Origin of the sequence: Curtobacterium sp. GD1, from assembly GCF_020882855.1 — a bacterium.
In the GTDB taxonomy this organism is placed as follows: Bacteria; Actinomycetota; Actinomycetes; order Actinomycetales; family Microbacteriaceae; genus Curtobacterium.
Genome location: NZ_JAFEVQ010000024.1, coordinates 1 through 19,946 on the forward strand (window position 1 = coordinate 1; position 19,946 = coordinate 19,946).

18 protein-coding genes are annotated in these 19,946 nt (G+C 72.5%); 11 read left to right on the forward strand and 7 right to left on the reverse strand.

Annotated elements, in window-relative coordinates; all coding sequences use genetic code 11:
- Nucleotides 1-30: 30 nt before the first annotated feature.
- Nucleotides 31-1,071, reverse strand: coding sequence for a LacI family DNA-binding transcriptional regulator (locus JSX79_RS13400; RefSeq protein ID WP_070416467.1), 1,041 nt, complete (start codon nt 1,069-1,071; stop codon nt 31-33).
- Nucleotides 1,072-1,319: 248 nt separating this feature from the next.
- Between JSX79_RS13400 and JSX79_RS13405 the strand changes: the two genes are divergently transcribed.
- The 6 genes from JSX79_RS13405 (at nt 1,320) to JSX79_RS13430 (ending at nt 8,695) form a co-directional block, all read left to right on the forward strand.
- Complete coding sequence (locus JSX79_RS13405) at nt 1,320-2,603, forward strand: extracellular solute-binding protein (RefSeq protein ID WP_229086647.1); 1,284 nt, start codon at nt 1,320-1,322, stop codon at nt 2,601-2,603.
- Nucleotides 2,604-2,681: 78 nt separating this feature from the next.
- The gene (locus JSX79_RS13410) at nt 2,682-3,656 is read left to right on the forward strand and encodes a carbohydrate ABC transporter permease (RefSeq protein WP_229086648.1); all 975 of its coding nucleotides are present in this window, start codon (nt 2,682-2,684) and stop codon (nt 3,654-3,656) included.
- Nucleotides 3,653-4,573 (forward strand): carbohydrate ABC transporter permease, encoded by a 921-nt coding sequence (locus tag JSX79_RS13415; RefSeq protein ID WP_229086649.1) that lies wholly within the window; start codon nt 3,653-3,655, stop codon nt 4,571-4,573. Before JSX79_RS13410 ends, JSX79_RS13415 begins: the two co-directional genes overlap by 4 nt.
- Complete coding sequence (locus JSX79_RS13420; protein WP_229086650.1) at nt 4,573-6,264, forward strand: hypothetical protein; 1,692 nt, start codon at nt 4,573-4,575, stop codon at nt 6,262-6,264. The genes JSX79_RS13415 and JSX79_RS13420 overlap by 1 nt, the downstream gene beginning before the upstream one ends.
- Complete coding sequence (locus JSX79_RS18720) at nt 6,261-8,213, forward strand: DUF6807 family protein (protein ID WP_229086651.1); 1,953 nt, start codon at nt 6,261-6,263, stop codon at nt 8,211-8,213. Before JSX79_RS13420 ends, JSX79_RS18720 begins: the two co-directional genes overlap by 4 nt.
- Nucleotides 8,210-8,695 carry a tetratricopeptide repeat protein gene (locus tag JSX79_RS13430; protein ID WP_229086652.1) on the forward strand — a complete coding sequence of 162 codons (486 nt, stop codon included), beginning with the start codon at nt 8,210-8,212 and terminating at the stop codon, nt 8,693-8,695. The genes JSX79_RS18720 and JSX79_RS13430 overlap by 4 nt, the downstream gene beginning before the upstream one ends.
- Nucleotides 8,696-8,708: 13 nt before the next feature.
- On the opposite strand, the gene JSX79_RS13435 is transcribed toward JSX79_RS13430, so the two are convergent.
- Together JSX79_RS13435 and JSX79_RS13440 are read right to left on the reverse strand one after the other, a co-directional pair.
- Nucleotides 8,709-10,097, reverse strand: a complete 1,389-nt coding sequence (locus JSX79_RS13435; RefSeq protein ID WP_229086653.1) for a serine/threonine-protein kinase — start codon at nt 10,095-10,097, stop codon at nt 8,709-8,711.
- A gap of 76 nt (nt 10,098-10,173) precedes the next feature.
- A complete protein-coding gene (locus JSX79_RS13440) occupies nt 10,174-12,054 on the reverse strand; it encodes a family 43 glycosylhydrolase (protein ID WP_229086654.1) in 1,881 nt (626 codons plus the stop codon).
- An 89-nt stretch (nt 12,055-12,143) separates the two neighbouring features.
- Here JSX79_RS13440 and JSX79_RS13445 point away from each other — a divergent pair, with 89 nt between their 5' ends.
- The gene (locus JSX79_RS13445; protein ID WP_070416472.1) at nt 12,144-12,746 is read left to right on the forward strand and encodes a dihydrofolate reductase family protein; all 603 of its coding nucleotides are present in this window, start codon (nt 12,144-12,146) and stop codon (nt 12,744-12,746) included.
- On the opposite strand, the gene JSX79_RS13450 is transcribed toward JSX79_RS13445, so the two are convergent.
- The 3 genes from JSX79_RS13450 to JSX79_RS13460 form a co-directional block, all read right to left on the reverse strand.
- The gene (locus JSX79_RS13450) at nt 12,747-13,229 is read right to left on the reverse strand and encodes a hypothetical protein (RefSeq protein WP_229086655.1); all 483 of its coding nucleotides are present in this window, start codon (nt 13,227-13,229) and stop codon (nt 12,747-12,749) included.
- 70 nt (nt 13,230-13,299) lie between these two features.
- Complete coding sequence (locus tag JSX79_RS13455; RefSeq protein ID WP_229086656.1) at nt 13,300-14,145, reverse strand: ABC transporter permease; 846 nt, start codon at nt 14,143-14,145, stop codon at nt 13,300-13,302.
- Complete coding sequence (locus JSX79_RS13460; protein WP_070419118.1) at nt 14,142-15,059, reverse strand: ABC transporter ATP-binding protein; 918 nt, start codon at nt 15,057-15,059, stop codon at nt 14,142-14,144. Before JSX79_RS13460 ends, JSX79_RS13455 begins: the two co-directional genes overlap by 4 nt.
- Nucleotides 15,060-15,205: 146 nt before the next feature.
- Here JSX79_RS13460 and JSX79_RS13465 point away from each other — a divergent pair, with 146 nt between their 5' ends.
- The 3 genes from JSX79_RS13465 to arr are packed head-to-tail and all read left to right on the forward strand — an operon-like array spanning nt 15,206 to nt 17,420.
- The gene (locus JSX79_RS13465) at nt 15,206-15,751 is read left to right on the forward strand and encodes a helix-turn-helix domain-containing protein (protein ID WP_229086657.1); all 546 of its coding nucleotides are present in this window, start codon (nt 15,206-15,208) and stop codon (nt 15,749-15,751) included.
- Nucleotides 15,748-16,971 (forward strand): MFS transporter, encoded by a 1,224-nt coding sequence (locus tag JSX79_RS13470; protein ID WP_308061386.1) that lies wholly within the window; start codon nt 15,748-15,750, stop codon nt 16,969-16,971. The genes JSX79_RS13465 and JSX79_RS13470 overlap by 4 nt, the downstream gene beginning before the upstream one ends.
- Before the next feature lie 38 nt (nt 16,972-17,009).
- A complete protein-coding gene (gene arr, locus JSX79_RS13475) occupies nt 17,010-17,420 on the forward strand; it encodes an NAD(+)--rifampin ADP-ribosyltransferase (protein ID WP_229086659.1) in 411 nt (136 codons plus the stop codon).
- A 22-nt stretch (nt 17,421-17,442) separates the two neighbouring features.
- Here arr and JSX79_RS13480 read toward each other — a convergent pair whose 3' ends face one another.
- Nucleotides 17,443-18,267 (reverse strand): helix-turn-helix domain-containing protein, encoded by an 825-nt coding sequence (locus tag JSX79_RS13480; RefSeq protein WP_229086660.1) that lies wholly within the window; start codon nt 18,265-18,267, stop codon nt 17,443-17,445.
- Between the two features lie 163 nt (nt 18,268-18,430).
- Between JSX79_RS13480 and melA the strand changes: the two genes are divergently transcribed.
- On the forward strand, nt 18,431-19,855 hold the full coding sequence (gene melA / locus JSX79_RS13485) for an alpha-galactosidase (RefSeq protein ID WP_229086661.1): 1,425 nt from the start codon (nt 18,431-18,433) through the stop codon (nt 19,853-19,855).
- Nucleotides 19,856-19,946 lie beyond the last annotated feature (91 nt).

Sequence of the window (19,946 nt, forward strand, 5' to 3'; positions counted from 1 at the left end):
AGCGGGCCCGGCGCGCCCGAGCCGGGCCCGCTAGCGCGCCGTGCTCGCGCGCAGCACGACCTCGCCGTCGATGGCGCCGTCCGCCTCGAGCCCGAGGGCCCGCCGCACCGCCCGCTCCCCGATCTCCTCGAGGGGCAACCGCACCGTGCTCAGCGCCGGCACGACGTCGGCGAGCATCCGCACGTCGTCGAACCCCGCGACCCCGACGTCCACCCCCGGGACGAGCCCGCGCTCCCGGATCGCCGCGACCGCCCCCACCGCCATGAGGTCCGTGACCGCGAACACGCACCGCGGCAACGCCCCCGAGCCCGCCGCAGCCCGGTCGAGCAGCGACACCATCGCCCGGTACCCGCCGTCCCGCGTGAACTCCGACGGCACCACGGCGTCGTCGGGCACCCGGATCCCGTGGGCGGCGAGGCCCGCGACGAAGCCCTCGTAGCGCGCGTGCGCGGTGGCGAGCGACGGATCCCCGGCGAGCACCGCGAACGAGTCGTGCCCCTGTTCCACCAGGGCCCCGGCGAGCGCCGCAGCACCGCTGAGGTTCCGGATCACGAGTGGTTGCACTCCCGACACGCCTGCCACGGCGCCGTCGAGGTCGGACACGAGCGCCGACACCCCCGCGCCGGCCGCGACGAGTCCGGAGACGGCCGACGCCAGCTCGGCGCCACCACCGAGGCGACGGCTCACCGCGAGCACCACGGCCCGCGGCCGGAGCCCCGCGACGACGCCGAGGACGGCCGCCTCGCGCGACGGGTCCCCTCCCGTCGACGTGATCGTGACGACGAGCCCGGCGTCGTCGGCGGCGCGGATGGCCCCGGCGGCGATGGCCGCGAAGTACGGATCGGCGATGTCACCCACGACGAGCGCGAGCGTCGTGGTGGTCCCGCGGGCGACCGCCTGGGCCTGCACGTTGGCGGTGTACCGGAGCTCCTGGGCCGCGGCGTGGACGCGGTCGACCGACTCCTGCCGGACCTTCCGCACGCTGCCGTTGAGCGCGCGCGACGCGGTCGCGAGCGAGACGCCTGCCCGCGCAGCCACGTCCGCCAGGGTGACCGAGCTCCGTTCGGGCATGTCGCGCCTCCAGTCCGTCGGCTCCGCGCTGTGTGGCGAGGGCTGTCTGTGGCGAGGATAGCGATTTCCCGCCCGCCGGGGCGGAGCCGCGGCAACGGACCGAGCCGTCACGTCACAATGTCCAAACATTCTGCAGGAAAGCGCTTGCCAGAATCACCGGGCGTCGTGTAGACCTTGTCTCCTCGGCCGAGACACCCCGAACGCTCGCCCACGGCAGACGCCAGTGGTCCCGAACGAAAGCAGTGACGATGAAGTCATCCAAGAAGATGCTCGCGCTCGCCGGCGGCATCGCCGCACTGGCGCTCCTGAGCGGCTGCGCCTCCGGCAGCGGTTCCGGCGACGGCGGCAAGGTCGACCAGCTGACCTTCTGGCTCTCCACGTCGACGGCGCAGGAGAAGGGCTACCAGGACCTCGCGACCGACTACGAGAAGAAGACCGGCGTCACGGTCAAGATCGTGAACCTGCCGTACGACGGGCTGCAGACGAAGCTCCGCGAGTCGGCGCAGGCGAACTCGCTGCCCGACGTCGTGCGAGCCGCGGGCATCGACCCGATCTGGACCGGCAAGACCGTCGACCTGGCCTCGATCGTGGACGACGACGCGAACAAGATCGACAAGGACATCATCGCGAAGGACGACGACGGCAAGGTCACCTCGATCCCGTCCGACGTCACCGCGGCGGGCCTGTTCGTGAACAAGTCGCTGTTCGACAAGGCCGGCATCGCCTACCCGACGGACCCCGCGAAGGCCTGGACCTGGGACGAGTTCCTGCAGGCCGCCGACCAGGTGAAGGCGAAGACCGGCGCGAAGTACGACCTGGTGTTCGACTCCTCGCCGTCCCGCCTGCGCGCCTACATGTTCACCAAGGGCACCGACTTCATGCAGCAGGAGAAGGACGGCTCCTTCCCGACCGACGCGAAGACCGTCTCGGCGCTGCAGGACTTCGCCGACATGAACGACGACTCCACGATGCCGAAGTCGGTGTGGACGAGCGGGCAGGACCCGAACGCCCTGTTCAAGAGCGGCCAGGTCGTCGCCTACTTCTCGGGCGTCTGGCAGTCGTCGGACTTCGCGTCGAACATCACCGACTTCGACTGGGCCAGCGCCGCGACTCCGGCCGACCCGACGCACGCCACCGAGATCAACTACGGCGGCAACATCGTCGGCTTCGAGAACTCGGACGCCCGCGGGACCGCGGCGAAGAAGTTCATCGACTACATGTACGAGCCGACGAACTACGCCAAGCTCGTGACGACGAACGGCTTCCTGCCGGTGGAGACCGGACTGGACATCAGCTACCCGTTCGAGTCGCAGGCCGCCAAGGACTCCTTCGCGCTCTACCAGAAGGAGATCGACGCGGCGGACCCGATCTCGAGCTCCTACGCCAAGGAGAGCGCGAAGTGGGCGGTCGAGGGCAAGGAACTCGGCACCGACCCCACCACCGCCGAGGTCGGCAAGCTCATCAACGGGCAGCAGTCGGCCAAGAAGACCCTCGAGACGATCACGAAGTACTACGAAGAGCACGTCGGATGACGGATCGGGGTCGGGTGCACGCACCCGACCCCGGCGTCTTTCCCCCCAGCAACACCGCGACGAACGAAGAGGATCATCGTGAGCATCCCCACCGCAGCCGGCGACGTGCAGACCGCCGTGCCCACCCCGGTGCCGCCCCGCCGGCCCGCCGCCGCGAGGACCACCAAGCGCCGCCGCTCCGGCGTCAGCAAGCCCGTCCTCGCCCCGATCCTCTTCGTCAGCGTCAACGCGGTGCTGTTCGTCGTGTTCTTCGTGTGGCCCGCGGTCATCGGCCTCGGCTACTCGTTCACCGACTACAACGGTGTCGTCGCCCCGAAGTTCATCGGACTCGAGAACTACTTCGAGCTGTTCGCCGACGACACCTTCTACGCGGCGCTCCTCCGAACGTTCCTCTACGCGATCGTGGCGGTGCCGCTCGGCTTCGTGCTCTCCCTGTCGATGGCGCTCATGCTCACGAGCCCCGCGGCGAAGGGCCGGAGCGTCGCTCGCATCGTCTTCTTCGTGCCGTGGCTCATCTCGCCGATCGTCACCGGCGTCATCTGGCGGTGGATGTTCGGCGAGAACTTCGGGCTCGCGAACTTCGTCATCGAGTCCTTCGGCGGCAAGGCCGTCCCGTGGCAGTCGAACGCGGACCTGTCGCTGCTCGTCGTGGTGTTCGCCACCGCGTGGGCCGGAGCCGCCTTCAACATGCTGCTGTTCGTGGCCGCGATCCGGAACGTGCCGCAGTCCTACTACGAGGCGGCGTCCCTCGACGGCGCCGGCGCCTGGCACCAGTTCCGCTACATCACGCTGCCGAGCATCGCACCGACGTCGTTCATCGTGGTCCTGCTGTCGTCGCTCGGCGCCTTCAAGGAGTTCGCGACGATCCAGGCACTCAACGGCGGCGGTCCCGGCACCGACAACAACCTGCTCGTGCAGTACATCTACACGAACGGGTTCCAGAACGCCCACATCGGCTACGCGAGCGCGGCGTCGATGGTCCTCATGCTCATCCTCATGGCCATCGCGCTCATCCAGCTGGCCGTGAACCGTCGGACGGAGGCCCGCCGATGACCGCCACCCTGCCCAGCGCCTCCGGCGCACCCGCGACCGACGTCACGTCGGGGACCGCCAAGAACAAGAACACGACCAGGACCAAGCGCCTCGACGGCCCGCCCCGCCCCAGGGCCATCGCCGCCACCGCCCTGCTCTGGGTCTTCATCATCGCGTTCGGCTTCCCCGTGCTCTGGTTCGTCCTCAGCGCGTTCAAGCCCGGCGGCGAGCTGTTCTCCTACCCGCTCACCCTGTTCCCGAAGACGTGGTCGGTCAGCGGCTTCACGGAGGCCTGGGCGAGCTACGACTTCGCCCGCTACTTCGGCAACACCGTCATCGTCGCGCTGGTCACCACCGTCCTCACCGTGCTGGCGAGCGCGGCGACGGGGTACGCGCTGGCGAAGTACGACAACAGGTGGCTCAAGGTCTTCTTCGTCTGCATCCTCGCGACGACGATGCTCCCGACCGAGGTCATCCTCGCGCCGACGTTCATCGTGATCCGCGACCTCGGCATGTACGACTCGCTCGCCGGGATCATCGTGCCGTCGGTGATCACCGCGACCGGCATCTTCATGTTCCGGCAGTTCTTCCTCACCGTGCCGGACGACCTCGTCGAAGCCGCCCGCATCGACGGCGCGAGCGAGTTCGGCATCTTCTGGCGGATCATGCTGCCGATCTCCCGCCCGATCATGCTGACGCTCGCGATCTTCTCGTTCCAGTGGCGGTGGAACGACTACATCTGGCCGCTGCTCGTCCTCAACGACCCCCACCAGTTCACGATCCAGATCGCGCTGCAGAGCATCGTCGGCGCGGAGAACGTCAACTGGACGGTCCTGCTCGGCGCCTCGGTGATCTCGATCATCCCGCTCGTCCTCATCTACCTGGTCTTCCAGAAGTACGTGAACGGCGCGGACCTCAACGCGGGCCTCAAGGACTGATGGGCTTCCTCGACCTCGCCGGCACCGCGGCCGACGCCGACGCGGCCCGGCTCCGGCAGGCCACCGACGCCCCGGAGACGCTGCAGCACCGCGAACTCATGGCGCGCGCCCTCACCCTGGTCGGGGCGTGGGTCCGGAACGAGCGGACGGGAGGCGCGGCTCGCCCCACCGACGACGACCTCGCCACCGCGCACGGCTGGGTCCGGCACCTCGCCACCAGGCAGTCCCCCGGCGGCACGTTCGTCGGCGGCGACAACGTCCTCTCCCCACCCGACTCCGCGTTCACGGTCAACGACGTGTGCGACGCGCTCGAGCTCCTCGCGCCGTACCGTGCGACCGTGCCGACGGCCGCGGCGCTGGCCGACGACCTCGACGAGATCGTGCACCGCGCGACCCCGGCGTTGCTGACGGGTGGCGTGCACACCCCGAACCACCGGTGGGAGATCGCGGCCGCACTCGCCCGCGTCCACCGGCTCCACCCCGACCCGGCCCTCGTCGAGCGGATCGACGAGTGGCTCGCCGAGGGACCGGACATCGACGCCGACGGCCTGTGGTCCGAGCGCAGCCCGAACTACGCCGCGGCGGTCTCGTGCCCGTCCTTCCTCGTGCTGGCGTCGGTGCTGGGGCGGCCCGAGCTGCTCGACCCGGTGCGCCGCTCGCTCGACGCGACGCTCGCGCTGCTCCTGCCCGACGACACCGTCGAGACCGTGCAGTCCCGACGGCAGGACCAGTCGCAGCCGTTCGGGATCGGACCGTTCGCACCCCTGCTCTGGCACGTCGCGGTGCTCGACGGCCGAGCCGACCTCGCCGCCGTCGCCGCCCGGGCAGCGGTCGCCGACACCTGGCAGCCCGGCGCGGTGGCCGCACGGGCGATGACCGACCCGGTGCTCGAGCGGCCGCTGCCGGCGGGCGCACCGCTCCCCCGGGGCACCTCGACGTTCCGGGCGGCACGGCTCGTCCACGTCCGCGAGGCCGACCGCGACGTCGTGCTCTTCGCCGGCTCGGACGTCCCGGCGGCCGGACACGTCCGCTCCGGGCTCGCGAACAGCCCGACGTTCCTGCGGGTCGTCGCCGGCGCCGTCGTCCTCACCGACGTCCGGCTCTCGCGGGAGTTCTTCGGCCTCGGCCCGTTCCGCCCGACGAGGCTCGAGGACCTCGGCGCCGGCCGGTTCCGGCTGACCGAACGCGTGTCGGCCGGCTACCACCAGCCGCTCGCACCCGAGCACCGGCTGGCCGACGGTGACTACGCGCTCGCCGACGAGGGGCGGTTCTCGGCGTCGATGGCGTTCGGCAGCCGGACCGCCGACGAGGTGGCGCTCACGACGACGATCGACGTCGCCCTGACGGCCGACGCGGTCACGCTCGACATCGAGACCGCCGGGGCCGACGTCCCGTGGTCGCTCCAGCTGACGTTCCGCGACGGGGGTACGTTCTCCGGTGTGAGCACCGATGCCGCCACCGCCGAACGCGTCCTCGTCACCGGGACCGCTTCGTACCGCGTCGGCACCGACACCGTGACGTTCGGGCCGGGCAACGGCTCCGGCCCCGGGCAACCCGCGTTCTACGCGCCCGGTCAGGACTACGCGTTCCTCGGCGGGACGGACCGGCCGACGGGCTCGCACGTCCACGTCACCGGACGCGCGCCGGGCCGGACCCGTGTCGTGATCGGGACCCCGTCGGTGGGGTCGTGACCACGGAGCGACCGGCGGCCGGGGACCCGAGCCGCACCGCGCCTCCCGGCATCGTCCTCGTCGGCGCGCGCGGCTACGGCCTGCACCACCGGGCGACCATCGACCGGCTCGTCGGCCTCGGGGCCTGCACGCTGACGGCCGTCGTCGACCCGACCCTCGACACCGACGAGGACGGCGGGGTGCCGGTCGTCCACGACGTCGCCGCAGCCCGCGCGACCGGCCCGGTCGACGTCGTCGTGGTCGCCGCCCCGATCGCCGCGCACCTCCCCCTCGCCCTCGCCGCCCTCGAGAGCGGCGCCGACGTCCTCCTCGAGAAGCCGCCGGTCACGAGCCGCGCGGACCTGGCGACCCTGCTCGACGCCGAACGACGCAGCGGGCGCGTGGTCCAGGTGGGGTTCCAGAGCCTCGGGTCGCACGCGCTGCCCGCACTCCGTGATGGGTCGCTCGTCGGGACCGTCCGGTCCGCCGCGGCCGTCGGCACCTGGACGCGCGACCAGGCGTACTGGGACCGCTCCGCCTGGGCCGGCCGTCGCCGGGTGGACGGGGTCGACGTCCTCGACGGCGTCGTCACGAACCCGCTCGCCCACGCCGTGGCGACCGCCCTCGCGGTCGTCGGCTGCCGTCGAGCCGACGAGGTGGCGCGCGTCGAGGTGGAGCTGTACCGGGCGAACGCGATCGAGGGCGACGACACCTCGGCCGTCCGGGTCACGACGACCGCCGGACGCGAGGCGACCGCGGCGCTCACCCTGTGCGGGCCGACCGAGGTCCTCCCGAGCGTGCGGGTCCGCGGCACGACCGGGAGCGCGGTCCTCGGGTACACGACCGACGAGGTCACGATCGACGGGGTGACCCACGGACTCGGGCGCACCGACCTGCTCGAGAACCTGCTCGCCCACCGGTCCCGCGGCGACGCGCTGCTCGTGCCGCTCGTGTCGACCGGCGCGTTCGTCGAGGTGCTCGAAGCCGTGCGGGCGACCGAACCGGTGCAGATCGACCACCCGTGGGTGACGTGGGACGGCGAGGGGCCCGCGCGTCGGCCGCTCGTCACGGACGTCGAGTCGGTCGTCGACCGCGCGGCGGACCAGGGCGCACTGTTCTCCGAGGTCGGCGCGCCCTGGGCGCAAGCGGACCGCGACGAGGTGCTCGACGAGCTCGTCGTCGACGGCGTCGCGGTCGCGTCGGTCCTCGACGGCGCGGGGACGATCCCGACGTCGTCGCCCCGCCCGTACCTGCACCCGGTGCGGACCCTCGGCGGCACGGTCGTGAGCGCCCACCACCCGCCGGACCACGACTGGCACTGCGGCGTCGGGTTCGCGATCCCCGACCTCGACGGCGTGAACTGCTGGGGCGGACGGACGTACGTCCACGGCGAGGGCTACGTCTGGCGCGACGACCACGGGAGCGCCACGGTCGTGCACGCCGAGCACCACGGCCCCTCCCTGCGGCAAGAGGTCGTCTGGCGCGGTCCCGACGGCCACGTCGCCCTGCACGAGGACCGGGCCCTCGCCTGGCGGGCGGTCGACACCGGGTGGGAGCTCACGTGGTCGTCGTCGTTCCGCGTGCCCGGGGACGCGGTCGTCCGGCTCGGCGGCCCGGGCAGCAACGGTCGGGTCGGGGCCGGGTACGGCGGCTTCACCTGGCGCTTCCCGCCGTGCGCCGACATCGCGGTCCGGACGGCGACGGCCAGCGGCGAGGACGCGGTGCACGGATCGGTCGCGCCGTGGGTCGAGTGGTCGGCCGTGTTCGAGGGCGTCGGCGCCACGGTCCGGTTCGAGGCCCTCGACCACGACGACCCGTGGTTCGTCCGCGCTGCCGAGTACCCCGCGGTCGGCTCGGCGCTCGCCTGGCGCACCCCGGTGCTCGTGCACCCGGGGGTGCCCCTCGTCCGGTCGTTCCGGGCGACGGTCGCGGACGGCCCGGACCGGTCCGCCAATACGCTGGTGGGATGAGCACCGAGGACTGGGAAGCCCGCGTCGCCGCACTCTGGGCCGACGACACCATCGACGACCAGGAGCGCATCGACCGCATGCGGGTCCTCGCCGACGCCGCACCCCACCCGGCGCTGGGCGCGTTCGAGCTCGGCGGGGCGAACGACTCCGGCGGACACGAGGCCGAGGCCGACGTCCACTACACGGCCGCGACGGCAGCCGGGCTCGACACCGTGGATCCGGCGAGAGCGGCGCGGATGGTCGTCCAGCACGCCTCGACGCTCCGCAACCTCGGCCGGGTCGACGAGGCGATCACGATGCTCCGCGACGCCCCCGAGCACCCGGCGACCGGCGCAGCGCCGAAGGTGTTCCTCGCACTCGCGCTGCACAGTGCCGGTCGCCACGACGAGGCGCTCCGGGTCGCGATCGAGGCGGTGGAGCCGACGCTCCCCCGGTACCACCGGTCGGTCCGGGCCTACGCGGCAGCCCTCACCGACTCCTGACCGCGACCACCCGTCAGGGTGCCAGTGGCAGCGCGTCGCTCGTCGTGCGGAGCGACTCCTGACGGATCTCGAGCTGGGTGACGGCGAGCGCGGCGAGGTCGTGCAGGTTCGCGAGGTCCGCCCCGGTCGTCCGGCGCGGCTTCGTGTCGAGCACCGCGAGCGTGCCGATCGGGGTGCCGTCGTGCTTCACCAGCGGGACGCTGACGTAGAACCGGATGCCGAGCGGGCCGGTGACGAGCGGGCTGTGCTGCATCTCGGGGTGCGTCTGGCCGTCCGGGATCACGACGGGCACCGGCACCGGGGCGAACCCGTTGCGGAAGTTGATGTGGCGCGCCGCGTCGTCGACACCGGGAGCGATGTACGACTGCGACCAGGCACGGTCCTCGTCGAGCACCTCGACCAGGGCGATCGGGGCGTCGAACAGCCGCGCGGCCATCGCCGTCGTGCGCTGCAGCGCCTGTTCGGGCAGGCTGTCGAGCGTCGCTGGGCGGGCACGGTCGGCGTGCGCAGCAGCCTCGGCCACGGGCGGCGCCTCGACGACGTGGTCGGCGGCGGTGGTCTCCGCGATGACGACGTCGCGCAGCATGGTCACGAGATCGGCACCGGCCGGGCGCGCTGCCGGGTCCTGCGCGGTCATCGCCCGGAGCAGGACCTTCCAGTGCTCGGGCAGCGGCTCGGGCAGCACCGGGTCGCGGGACAACCGCGCGACCGCGGACTCGACGAGCGACCCCGGGAACTCCCGACGGCGGGTGAAGCACTGCAGCAGCACGAGCCCGAGCGAGTAGACGTCGCTCGGCGGACCGACCTCGCCGCCCCGCGCCTGCTCGGGGCTGAGGTAGGCGGCGGTCCCGGTGGTCACGCCGTCGGCCGTCAGCCGCTCGACACCGGCGGCGAGCGCGATGCCGAAGTCGGTCAACCGGGCGCGTGCACGGTCGGAGTCGTTGCCGTAGTCGACGAGCAGGATGTTCGACGGCTTGATGTCGCGGTGCACGACACCGTGGCTGTGGATGTAGTGCAGCGCCTCGGCCATGTCGTAGCCGATCTCGGCGATGTGGCGGGAGGCGAGCGGGCCGACGGAGAGCCGGTCCTCGAGGTCCTGCCCGGCGACCAGCGCCATCACGAGGTACCGCTGGCGGGTGCCGTCGTGGCCGGTGACGACGCCGGTGTCGAGCAGGCTCACGAGGTTGTGGTGCTCGAGGGACGCCAGGACGCCGAGCTCGGCCTCCTGCCGGGCGACGTCGACGGTGCCGGCGTGGAACACCTTCACGGCGACGGGCCGGTGGAGGCTCTCGTCGACCCCGCGGTACACGACGGACATGCCGCCCTGGCCGATGGCGTGTTCGAGCCGGTACCGCCCGTCGAGCAGTGGGGCCGTGGACGCGGTGTCCTCGGTCGGACTCATCTGACCCTCGTTCTCGGTTCCGGCAGGCAACGATGCATCTTCGCATCCCGGCGGGGATCGTGTTCCGTCGACGCGCTCAGCGGCCCGTCGCCACCGTGCTCACCCGCAGGTCGTCGAAGGTGCTCGTGAAGCCCGCACCGCCGAGCGAGATCAGCCCGATCCGCGGCTCGGTCCCGAGGTCCGCCGTCCACGTCCCGCCGCGCACGAAGTGCCGCCCGTCGACACTGGTGTACGCGGTGTAGCGGTGCTCCCCGGCCACGAACCGGTGCACGATCCGCAGCGTGGTGGTGTCCCCGACCGGCCCGACGACCATGTTCCCGTAGGTCGGGGCACCGGCCGGTTGCCCGGAGACCTGCTTGCCGAACTCCGTCTGCCGGGTGTCGAAGATCGAGTTCGAGGTCAGGCGCACGGAGTCGCTGTCGCTCCCGTACACGATGAGCCCGCCCTGCACGTAGTTCACGCCGTCGCCGGTCGCCGGGGTGTCGACCGCTACGGTGGTCTCGGCCACCCAGTCGCCCCGGGGAGCCGGTTCGGACAGGACCGAGGCGAGCGGTGTCTGCGGCGGGTGGATGTCGGCGTCCTGCGTCCGCCACCGGAAGGCGCCCCCGGCGACCGTCCACGCGGAGGCATCGGGCTCACGGGTCCAGCGGAGCGCCGGCGGCAGGGTCGTCCCGTCGAAGTCGGTGGACAGCGCACGGATCGTCCGACCGGGCACGTCGACCGGTGCGGCGGTGGCGCGGTACGTCGGCCGTTGACCGGGCTGCGCCACCGGCCCCGGTTGCACGCCGTCCGAGGGGCCGGCTCCGCCGCGGACCACGGGCCAGCCGTGCACCCAGTCGAGCGGGTCGATGAGCACGGGCCGCTTCGTGTAGGTGCCCTGGCCCGCGTAGTACGGGTCGTCCCGGTCGACGGCGTGGTAGACGATCCAGTCCTGCCCGGCGAGGTCGGTGACGACCGTGTTGTGCCCGGTGCCGACCCAGCGGTTGCCGTTCTGGGCGAGCAGGGGCGTGCCACCTACCCGGGTGCTCGTGATCCGCACGCCGTCCTGGTCGGTGAACGGGCCGAGCGGGCTGCGCGACCGGGCGACGAACACGCCGTACCCGGTCAGGGCGCCGTTGCAGCAGTTCGTCGCGGACCCCATGAAGTACCACCAGCCGTCGTGCCGCATCAGGTACGTGCCCTCGTAGCGGTTGTCGATCGCGATCTGCCGCTCGGTCGAGGGGATCGACCGCAGGCCGTCGCTGCTCAGCCGGCGGACGTTCACCCCGCCGAAGTAGCTGCCGAAGTACAGGTACGTGCTGCCGCGGTCGGTGATGACCTCGGGGTCGAACTCCCACCGCTGCCCGGTGCCGTTCGGTGCCGCCTGGGGTGCCACCACGGGTCCGCCGGAGTCCGTCCACGGTCCGGTCGGGCCCGGGCTCGTCGCGACACCGACGGCCGATCCGCCGCCGGTCGGTGCCGTGCCACTGGGGGTGTCGGACGCCGCGTAGTAGAGGTACCAGGTGCCCGGGCGCCCGTGCGTCCCGGCGCGGTACACGACGTCCGGCGCCCAGATGCCGTTCGCGTCGCCCACCCAGGCCGGCTTCGTGGGGAAGGCGTCGTCGACGTACGTCCAGTGCGTCAGGTCGGTGGACCGGTACGTCGGGACCCCGTGCTGCACGAGCGACCCGTCCGGGTTCTGCTCCGTCGCCGTGAGGGCGTCGGTCGTGCAGTAGAGGTACCAGTTCCGGTCGCGTCCCACCCCGCGCACGACGGTCGGGTCGGCGCAGCTCGCCGCGGTCTGGCCGTCCGGCAGGGCGAGCGTCATCGGGTTCTGGTGGGTCGGCGCGGCACCGCCCCGTGCGGACGTGGTCTCCGCGGCGACGGCGGGCGCACCACCGGTACCGACCTGGAGGAACGTGGTCGCGAGTCCCGCGACCGTCGCGATCGCGAGGACTGCTCTGAGTGACCGGCGCACGATGGACCTGCTCTCGTCGTCGAGGAGCGTGCGGACGAGCGCGAGCGTACGCTCACGCCCACCGGCCCGTCCGACGAAGGAGTCGCGAGATGCCCGCACGGTTCGTGTACTGGATCAACGCCTCGCTCGACGGCTTCGTCGAGACCGAGGCCGGTGAGCACAGCGGCGTCGAGGGACCGGAGTGGATCCGGATCGACGAGACCGTGCACCGCGAGTTCAACCGCCGCGCGCGGGCGATGACGCTGTCCGTCGAGGGCCGCATCGTCCACGACATGATGGACCCGTTCTGGCCCGACGCCCGCACCGACGAGTCCCTGCCCGCCTACATGCGCGAGTACGGCGAGATCTGGACCGAGCAGCCGAAGGTCCTGGTCTCCCGGTCGCGGACGGCGGCGGACCACAACACGCGGATCATCGGCCGCGACGAGGATGCGATCGACGAGCTCGCCCGCATCCGCGCCGAGTCCGACGGCGACGTCGGTGTCGGCGGTCCGAGCATCGCGACGCAGCTGCTCGACGCCGGACTCCTCGACGAGCTGATGGTCTTCACGCACCCCGCCGTCCTCGGGCGTGGGCGGCCGCTGTTCGACCCGCCGCCGTCGGGTGCGCGACCGCCGTTGGTCCTCGACCTGCTCGAGCAGCAGCGGTGGGACAACGGGGTGACGCTGCACCGGTACGACCTCCGGCGCTGATCAGCCGGCGGACGGTGCCGTCCCGACGATGACCAGCCGCCACGCGCTCGACCGGTCGCTGTCGAAGCCGTTGAACGCGACGGAGTCGACGTCCGTGCTCGCGAGCCGCGTCAGACGGATCGGGTTCGGGCTGTCCCGGCAGGCCACGGGGTCGACGGTGAAGTCGCCTGATCCGCCCCGGGACTCGATGCGGACGATCCCCCGCATGTGCCCGTTGCCGAAGCACGAGAACTCGAGGTGGTCGATCTCCTTCGCGGCCGGGAACCGCAGCGTGACGCCGGTCCCGACCTCGGACGGGTCCTCGTCGCCGGGTTGGATGTCTGCGGTCAGCACGCCGAGGACGTCCGGGTCGGTCTCCGTCGCCGCCTCCTGCGCGCTCCGCCAGTCGGCGAGCGCCTCCTCGTCGACCGTCGGCGTCGCCGTGCAGCCGGCCAGCAGCAGCAGGACGGCGAGCGGCGGCACGAGGAGGTGGGGGCGGTGCACGGTGCGAGCCTACGGAACTGGAGGCGCGACGCCAGCTGACACCGCGCCTCCAGTCCGGGGGATGGTGGCGTCAGACGTCGCGTCGGCGTGCCACCACGAGTGCGAGGGCGCCCACGACGGCCACCTCGGCCGCGAGCACGCCGAAGCCGCCCCAGCCGTTCAGGACGATGCCCTCCTGCGGCGCGGCGTCGCCGGCCGAGTAGGTGAACAGCTGCATCCCGGCCTGGTCGGGCAGGAACTTCGTGACGTCGAGGAGCCACTGCGCCTGCAGCACGCTCGCGATGAGCGACAGCACGATCGGGACGACGAGCAGGAGCCCGAGGGTGATCGCGATCCCGCCGGCGCTCGACCGGACGAGGAGTCCGATGCCGTACGCCAGCAGGGCGAGCAGCGTGACGTACACCGAGGCGCCGAGCAGCGGCATGAACACCGACGGATCGGCGAGGTCGGCGTGCACGCCCTTGCCCGCCTGCAGGGCTGCCGAGGCGAACACCCCGATCCAGATCGACACCGCGCTGACGACGAAGGTGGTGACCGCGAGGACCGAGGCCTTCGCGAGGATCACACCCGTCCGGCGGGGGTCGGCGGTGAAGGTCGAGCGGACCTGGCCGGTGCCGTACTCCCCCGTGATGATGAGCACGCCGAGCACCGCGACGACGAGTGCCGTCAGGGAGACGCTCGCGGTGTTGATCGTCACGAGGGTGCCGTTCGCAGAGTCCTGGGCGACGGGCGTGCCGACGTCGAGGGCGTTGCCGATGAGGACCGCCATCGCGATCGTGACCACGACGAGGATCGCCAGGCACCAGATCGTGGAGCGGATGCTGCGGAGCTTGATCCACTCGCTGCGGACGAGCCGGCCGAAGCCGAGCCCGATCGTGGGCGGCAGGGTCGTGGGCGGCAGGGTCGTGGCGGTCATCGGGTGCCCTCCGATCGGTACTCGACGTCGTCCCGGGTGAGCGCCATGTAGGCCTCTTCCAGGCTGGCGCCCACGGGTGTGAGCTCGTGCAGCGGGACGCCGACCTGTGCGGCGATGTTCCCGACCGTGGTCGCGTCCGGGCCGACCACCATGAAGGTGCCGTCCTCGCGCGGGGTGACGGAGGCGTTCGGGCCGATCGCCTGGAACAGCTGGTCGGGGGCCGGCGTGCGGACGACGACGCGGCTGCCGCCGGTGCCACCGCCCGCCGCGACGAACTCCTGGATGGGGGCGTCGGCGAGGACCCGGCCGCGGCCGAGGACGACGACGCGGTCGGCCGTCTGCGCCATCTCGCTCATGAGGTGGCTGGACAGGAACACGGTGCGACCGTCGGCGGCCATGCGCCGGGCGAGCTGCCGCACCCAGAGCACGCCGTCCGGGTCGAGGCCGTTGACCGGCTCGTCGAGGATGAGCGTCTTCGGGTCGCCGAGCAGTGCCGCGGCGATGCCGAGTCGCTGCCCCATGCCGAGCGAGAACCCGCCGACGCGCTTCTTCGCGACGGAGTCGAGGCCGGTCATGTCGATGACCTCGTGCACGCGGGACTTCGGGATCCCGTGGGTCGCCGCGAGCGAGAGGAGGTGGTTGTAGGCGCTGCGGCCCTGGTGGACGGCCTTGGCCTCGAGCAGCGCCCCGACCTGCCGGAGCGGGTCGCGGAAGGTCGTGTACGGCTGCCCGTTCACGGTCGCCCGCCCGGCCGTGGGGCGGTCGAGCCCCATGATCATGCGCATCGTGGTGGACTTCCCGGCGCCGTTCGGCCCGAGGAAGCCGGTCACGCTGCCCGGCCGCACGACGAACGAGACGTCGTCGACGGCGGTCTTCGGACCGTACTGTTTGGTGAGGTGCTCGACTTCGATCACGGCGGCCACGCTACGGGGACCTGGGAGTCGGCCGCGTCCACCCTGAGGGGGAGATGGGGTGGACCGCTCGGGGGACTCCGTCGCGACCTCGGCTCGGCGCCCGACCCCCAAAGACCCGTTTGACGGTCGCGCCGGGTCCGACCACGATGGCCCTCGTGTCCACCATCGAGAGCCTCCGGGCGACCGCGCACCCCGTCCGTCTGCGACTGCTGTCGCTCGTCACGGGTGCGGCGATGAGCGCTGCCGAGGCCGGGCGCGAGCTCGGCGTCTCCCAGGCCGCGGCGAGCTACCACCTGCGGATGCTCGAACGCGCTGGACTCGTGCGGGTCGTCGAGACCGTGCGGCTCCGGGGCGGTGACGCGAAGCGGTACCGGCACGAGTCGTCGGCACGGCGGTTCCGGCTCGACGACGGCGACGGGAGTGCTTCTCCGGAGGTCGTCCCCGCGGACGACCAGCGTGTGTACGTCGAGGCCCTGGTCCAGGAGCTCCTCCGGCGCACCGACGACCGCACGACCGGTCCGTCGACCTCGACCGACGCCGAGCTCTGGGTCGGACCGGACACCTGGCGCCGCGTGGTGCAGCACGTCGGCGACGCGGCCGCGCTCCTGCACGCCGCGGCCCGACCACCGCGGACGCCGGGAACGGTGCCGGTCTCGATGACGGTCTCGATGTTCCCGCTGCGGCGACCGTGAGGACGCCGAGGGGCACCGGGCCGCTGCGGCACGCCCCGTTCCGGTGGCTCGTCACCGCCCGGACGGTGAGCATCGTCGGGAACGCGGTCGCACCCATCGCCCTCGCGTTCGCGGTCCTCGACCTGACCGGCTCCCCCGTCGACCTCGGCCTCGTGGTGGCGGCGCGATCGGTGGCGAACGTCGCCGTCCTGCTCGTCGGCGGCGTGCTGGCCGACCGGCTGCCCCGTGACGTGCTGCTCGTGGTCACGTCGCTCGCGGCCGCGGCCACCCAGGCGACGATCGCCGCGCTCGTCCTGACCGGCAGCGCCACCGTCCCGCTGCTCGTCCTGTTGAGCATCCTGAACGGCGCGGTCGCCGCGGTGAGCCTGCCGACGACCGCGGCGATGGTGCCGGAGACCGTCCCGGCGACGGAACTCCGTCCCGCCAACGCGGTGATCCGGCTCGCGCTGAACGGCGGCACCATCGTCGGTGCGTCGGCGGGTGCGGCGGTCGTCGCCGTCGTCGGTGCCGGCTGGGGGCTGGCGATCGACGCGGCGGGGTTCGCGCTCGCCGCGCTGCTCTTCACGCGGATCCGGCTGCCGAGACGCGTGCGGGACGTCGACGCCGAGCCGACGTCCGTGCTCGCCGACCTCCGGGACGGCTGGGCGGAGTTCACCCGGCGCCGGTGGGTCTGGACCGTGGTGGCGCAGTTCACCGTCCTGAACGCCGCCTTCGTCGGTGCGACGACCGTGCTCGGCCCCGTGGTGGCCGACGGGTCCTTCGGTCGGGCTGCCTGGGGACTCGTGGTGTCCGCGCAGACCGTCGGGCTCGCGCTCGGTGCGGTCGTGGCGCTGCAGTGGCGCCCCCGGCGAGCGCTCGGCATCGGCGTCGCGACGATGGCGGTGACCGCGCTGCCCGCAGTGGCGCTCGGACTCGTACCGACCCTCCCCGTGCTCCTCGTCGCGTTCCTGCTCGGCGGCACCGCCCTCGAACTGTTCTCCATCGCCTGGGACCACGCGCTGCAGACGAACGTGCCGCGGGAGCTGCTCTCGCGGGTGTACTCGTACGACATGGTCGGGTCGTTCGTCGCCGTGCCGCTCGGTGAGGCGCTCGTCGGACCCCTCGCGGGGGTGGTCGGCACCCCGGCGACGCTCGTCGGGTGCGCGGTCGTGATCGTGCTGGCCACCGCCGTCGCCGCGTCGACCCGGAGCGTCCGGCGCGTCGAGGTCACCGCTGCCTGACGTGCCGCCGCAGCCGGCGCCGGGGCTACCCTGACGCCGTGAGCGACGCACTGGACGACGGGCCGTTCTTCCACGGGACCAGGGCGGACCTGCACGTCGGCGACCTGCTGACCGCCGGGTTCCACTCGAACTACCGACCCGAGGTCGTGATGAACCACGTGTACTTCACCGCGCTCCGTGACGGCGCCGGGCTCGCGGCCGAGCTCGCGGCGGGCGACGGACTCCCCCGGGTGTACGAGGTCGAGCCGACCGGCGCCTTCGAGGACGACCCGAACGTGACGGACAAGAAGTTCCCGGGCAACCCGACGCGCTCCTACCGCAGCACGGCGCCGCTCCGGATCACCGGCGAGGTGACGGACTGGCCGCGGTTGACGCCGGAGGCACTCCAGGCGTGGCGCGATCGGCTGGCGGCGCTGCGCGCGGACGAGCGGGGCGAGATCATCAACTGACCGCCGCGCGCGGCGGAGGCCGTCAGCGCGACCGCGCCCGGTACTCCCCCGGCGGCCCGCCGCACGCCCGGGCGAAGTGCGCGTAGAAGCTCGACTGCGACCCGAACCCCGCTGCGTGCGCGATCTCCGTCGTCGTCATCGAGGTCGTCGCGAGCAACCGCTGCGCCTCGGCCACCCGGCACCGGGTGAGGTACTCGAGGATGGTCGTCCCGACGTCCTGCCGGAACACCGACATCGCGTAGTGCGGGTGCAGGTGCGCCGCCGCGGCCACGTCGGCCACCTCGATCGGCTCACGGAACCGGTCGACCACGAACCGCACCATGTCGATCACCCGGTGCATGGCGTCCGCGGTGCCGTGCCCGCCGCCCGGGCGGAGGTCGACGGCGTCCCGGTGGTGCCGCAGCAGCCGTCGGACGAGCGCCTGGGCCTCGAGGTTCGCGATGGTCTCGGCACCCTCGTCCGCGAAGTCCCGCTGCCACGAGCCGAGCATCGACTCGACGTCACGACCGGCGGCCTCGGTCGGCACGACGACCGGCCGGTTGAGCAGCATCGCGCCGAGGTCGTGGTCGGGCAGCCCCCACGCGAGCACCTCGCCGAGCGGGATGTGCACCCACCGGAACTCCCCCGTCCCCGTCCCGTCGCCGACGAGCTGGTGCGGGGTCCAGCCCCAGAAGAGCGCGATCTCGCCGGCGTGCACGCTGACCGGGGCGCCGCCGAAGCGGTAGTCGAGGTGCCCGTCGAGCACGAGGTTGATCTCGAGGTCGTCGTGCCGGTGGGACGACGGCATGAGCGGCGCCGGGCCACGGTGGCTCCAGTACGCCGCTTCCATCGTCTCCACGTCGAGCACACCGCGAGCCTACGACAGCGACCCGCCGGCCCGACAGCGACCCCCGGGCCCGACAGCGACCCCCGGGACCGACAGCGACCCGAGCGCGCCCATCCGAGGATCCTGGAACCCCGCCGTCCGAAGCCGGAGGCCCGCACCCGCCCCCGCTTCCTACCGTCGTTGCATGACCAAGATCACCATCATCGGCGCCGGCGGCTTCGTCTTCCCGTTCCGCCTCATCGGCGACCTCGTCTCCTTCCCCGCACTGCAGGGCGCGACGCTGCACCTCATGGACCTCGACGCGGGCAGGGTCGCCCGCACCGCGAGCGCTGCCCGCGAGCTCGTCGCCCACCACGGCCTCGGCACCGAGGTCCTCGAGACCACCGACCGCCGCGAGGCCCTCGCCGGCGCGGACGTCGTCATCATCACGTTCCAGGTCGGCGGCGTGGAGTCGTACAAGTGGGACGTGGAGATCCCCCGGAAGTACGGCATCGACCAGGCCGTCGGCGACACCGTGGGACCCGGCGGCGTGTTCCGCTTCCTGCGCTCCGTGCGCGCCTACGAGGACATCGCCCGCGACGCGCTCGAGCTCTGCCCGGACGCCCAGTTCATCAACTACGCGAACCCGATGGCGATGGCCACGGCGTTCCTCAACGCGAAGGGCCTGCGCACGGTCGGCCTCTGCCACAGCGTGCAGGGCACCACGCGCATGCTCGCCCGGACCCTCGACGTGCCGTACGACGAGGTCGAGTACGTCAGCGCCGGCATCAACCACCAAGCCTGGATCCTCGAGTTCACGCGGCGGAACGGCGAGGACCTGTACCCGCGCCTCCGCGAGGTGATGACCGCGAAGCACCGGCGCGGCGTCGCGGCGGCCGACCTGCACGACGACGACGGCGACCACAGCGAGGCGGCTGCGGCGGCGAGCAACTACGAGGGCGGCAACGAACAGGTCCGCACGCAGCTGATGCGGTCGTTCGGGTACTTCGAGACCGAGTCGAGCCACCACGCGAGCGAGTACGTGCCGTACTTCCGCAAGGATCCGGAGACCGTGCTCGAGTACATCCCGGAGCGCTGGGACTACTACGAGATCTGCCTCGCCCACGACGAGCAGGGCGACGTCGACCAGCAGCTCGAGAAGCTCAAGGCCGATCTCTCCCCGTCGGTCGAGTACGGCGCGAGCATCGTCAACGCGATCGTCACCGGCGTCCCCGCGGTGGTCTACGGCAACGTCCCGAACCGCACCGGCGTGATCGCCAACCTGCCGTCGGACGCCTGCGTCGAGGTCGCCTGCCTGGCCGACGGCAACGGGGTCACCCCGATCTCGTTCGGCGAACTCCCCCCGCAGCTCGCGGCGATCAACCGGACGAACACGAACGTGCAGACGCTGGCGGTCCGCGCGGCGCTGACCGGCAGCGTCGAGCACGTCCACCACGCGGTCGCGCTCGACCCCCTCACCGCGGCGCACCTCACGCTCGACCGGATCGCCGAGATGACCGACGAGCTGCTGCACGCGCACGCCGCGCTGCTCCCGGAGTCGCTGCGTCCGGCGACCGCGGCACCGGCCGAGCAGGGAGCCGTCCAGGAGGCGCGACCCGCCCTCGTCTGACCGCCCCGTCCGCCGGCGGGGCCGGGTCCACCGCGCGACCCGGCCCCGTCACGGACGCACCCGGACCCCGGGACGCGCACCGCGCCTCCTG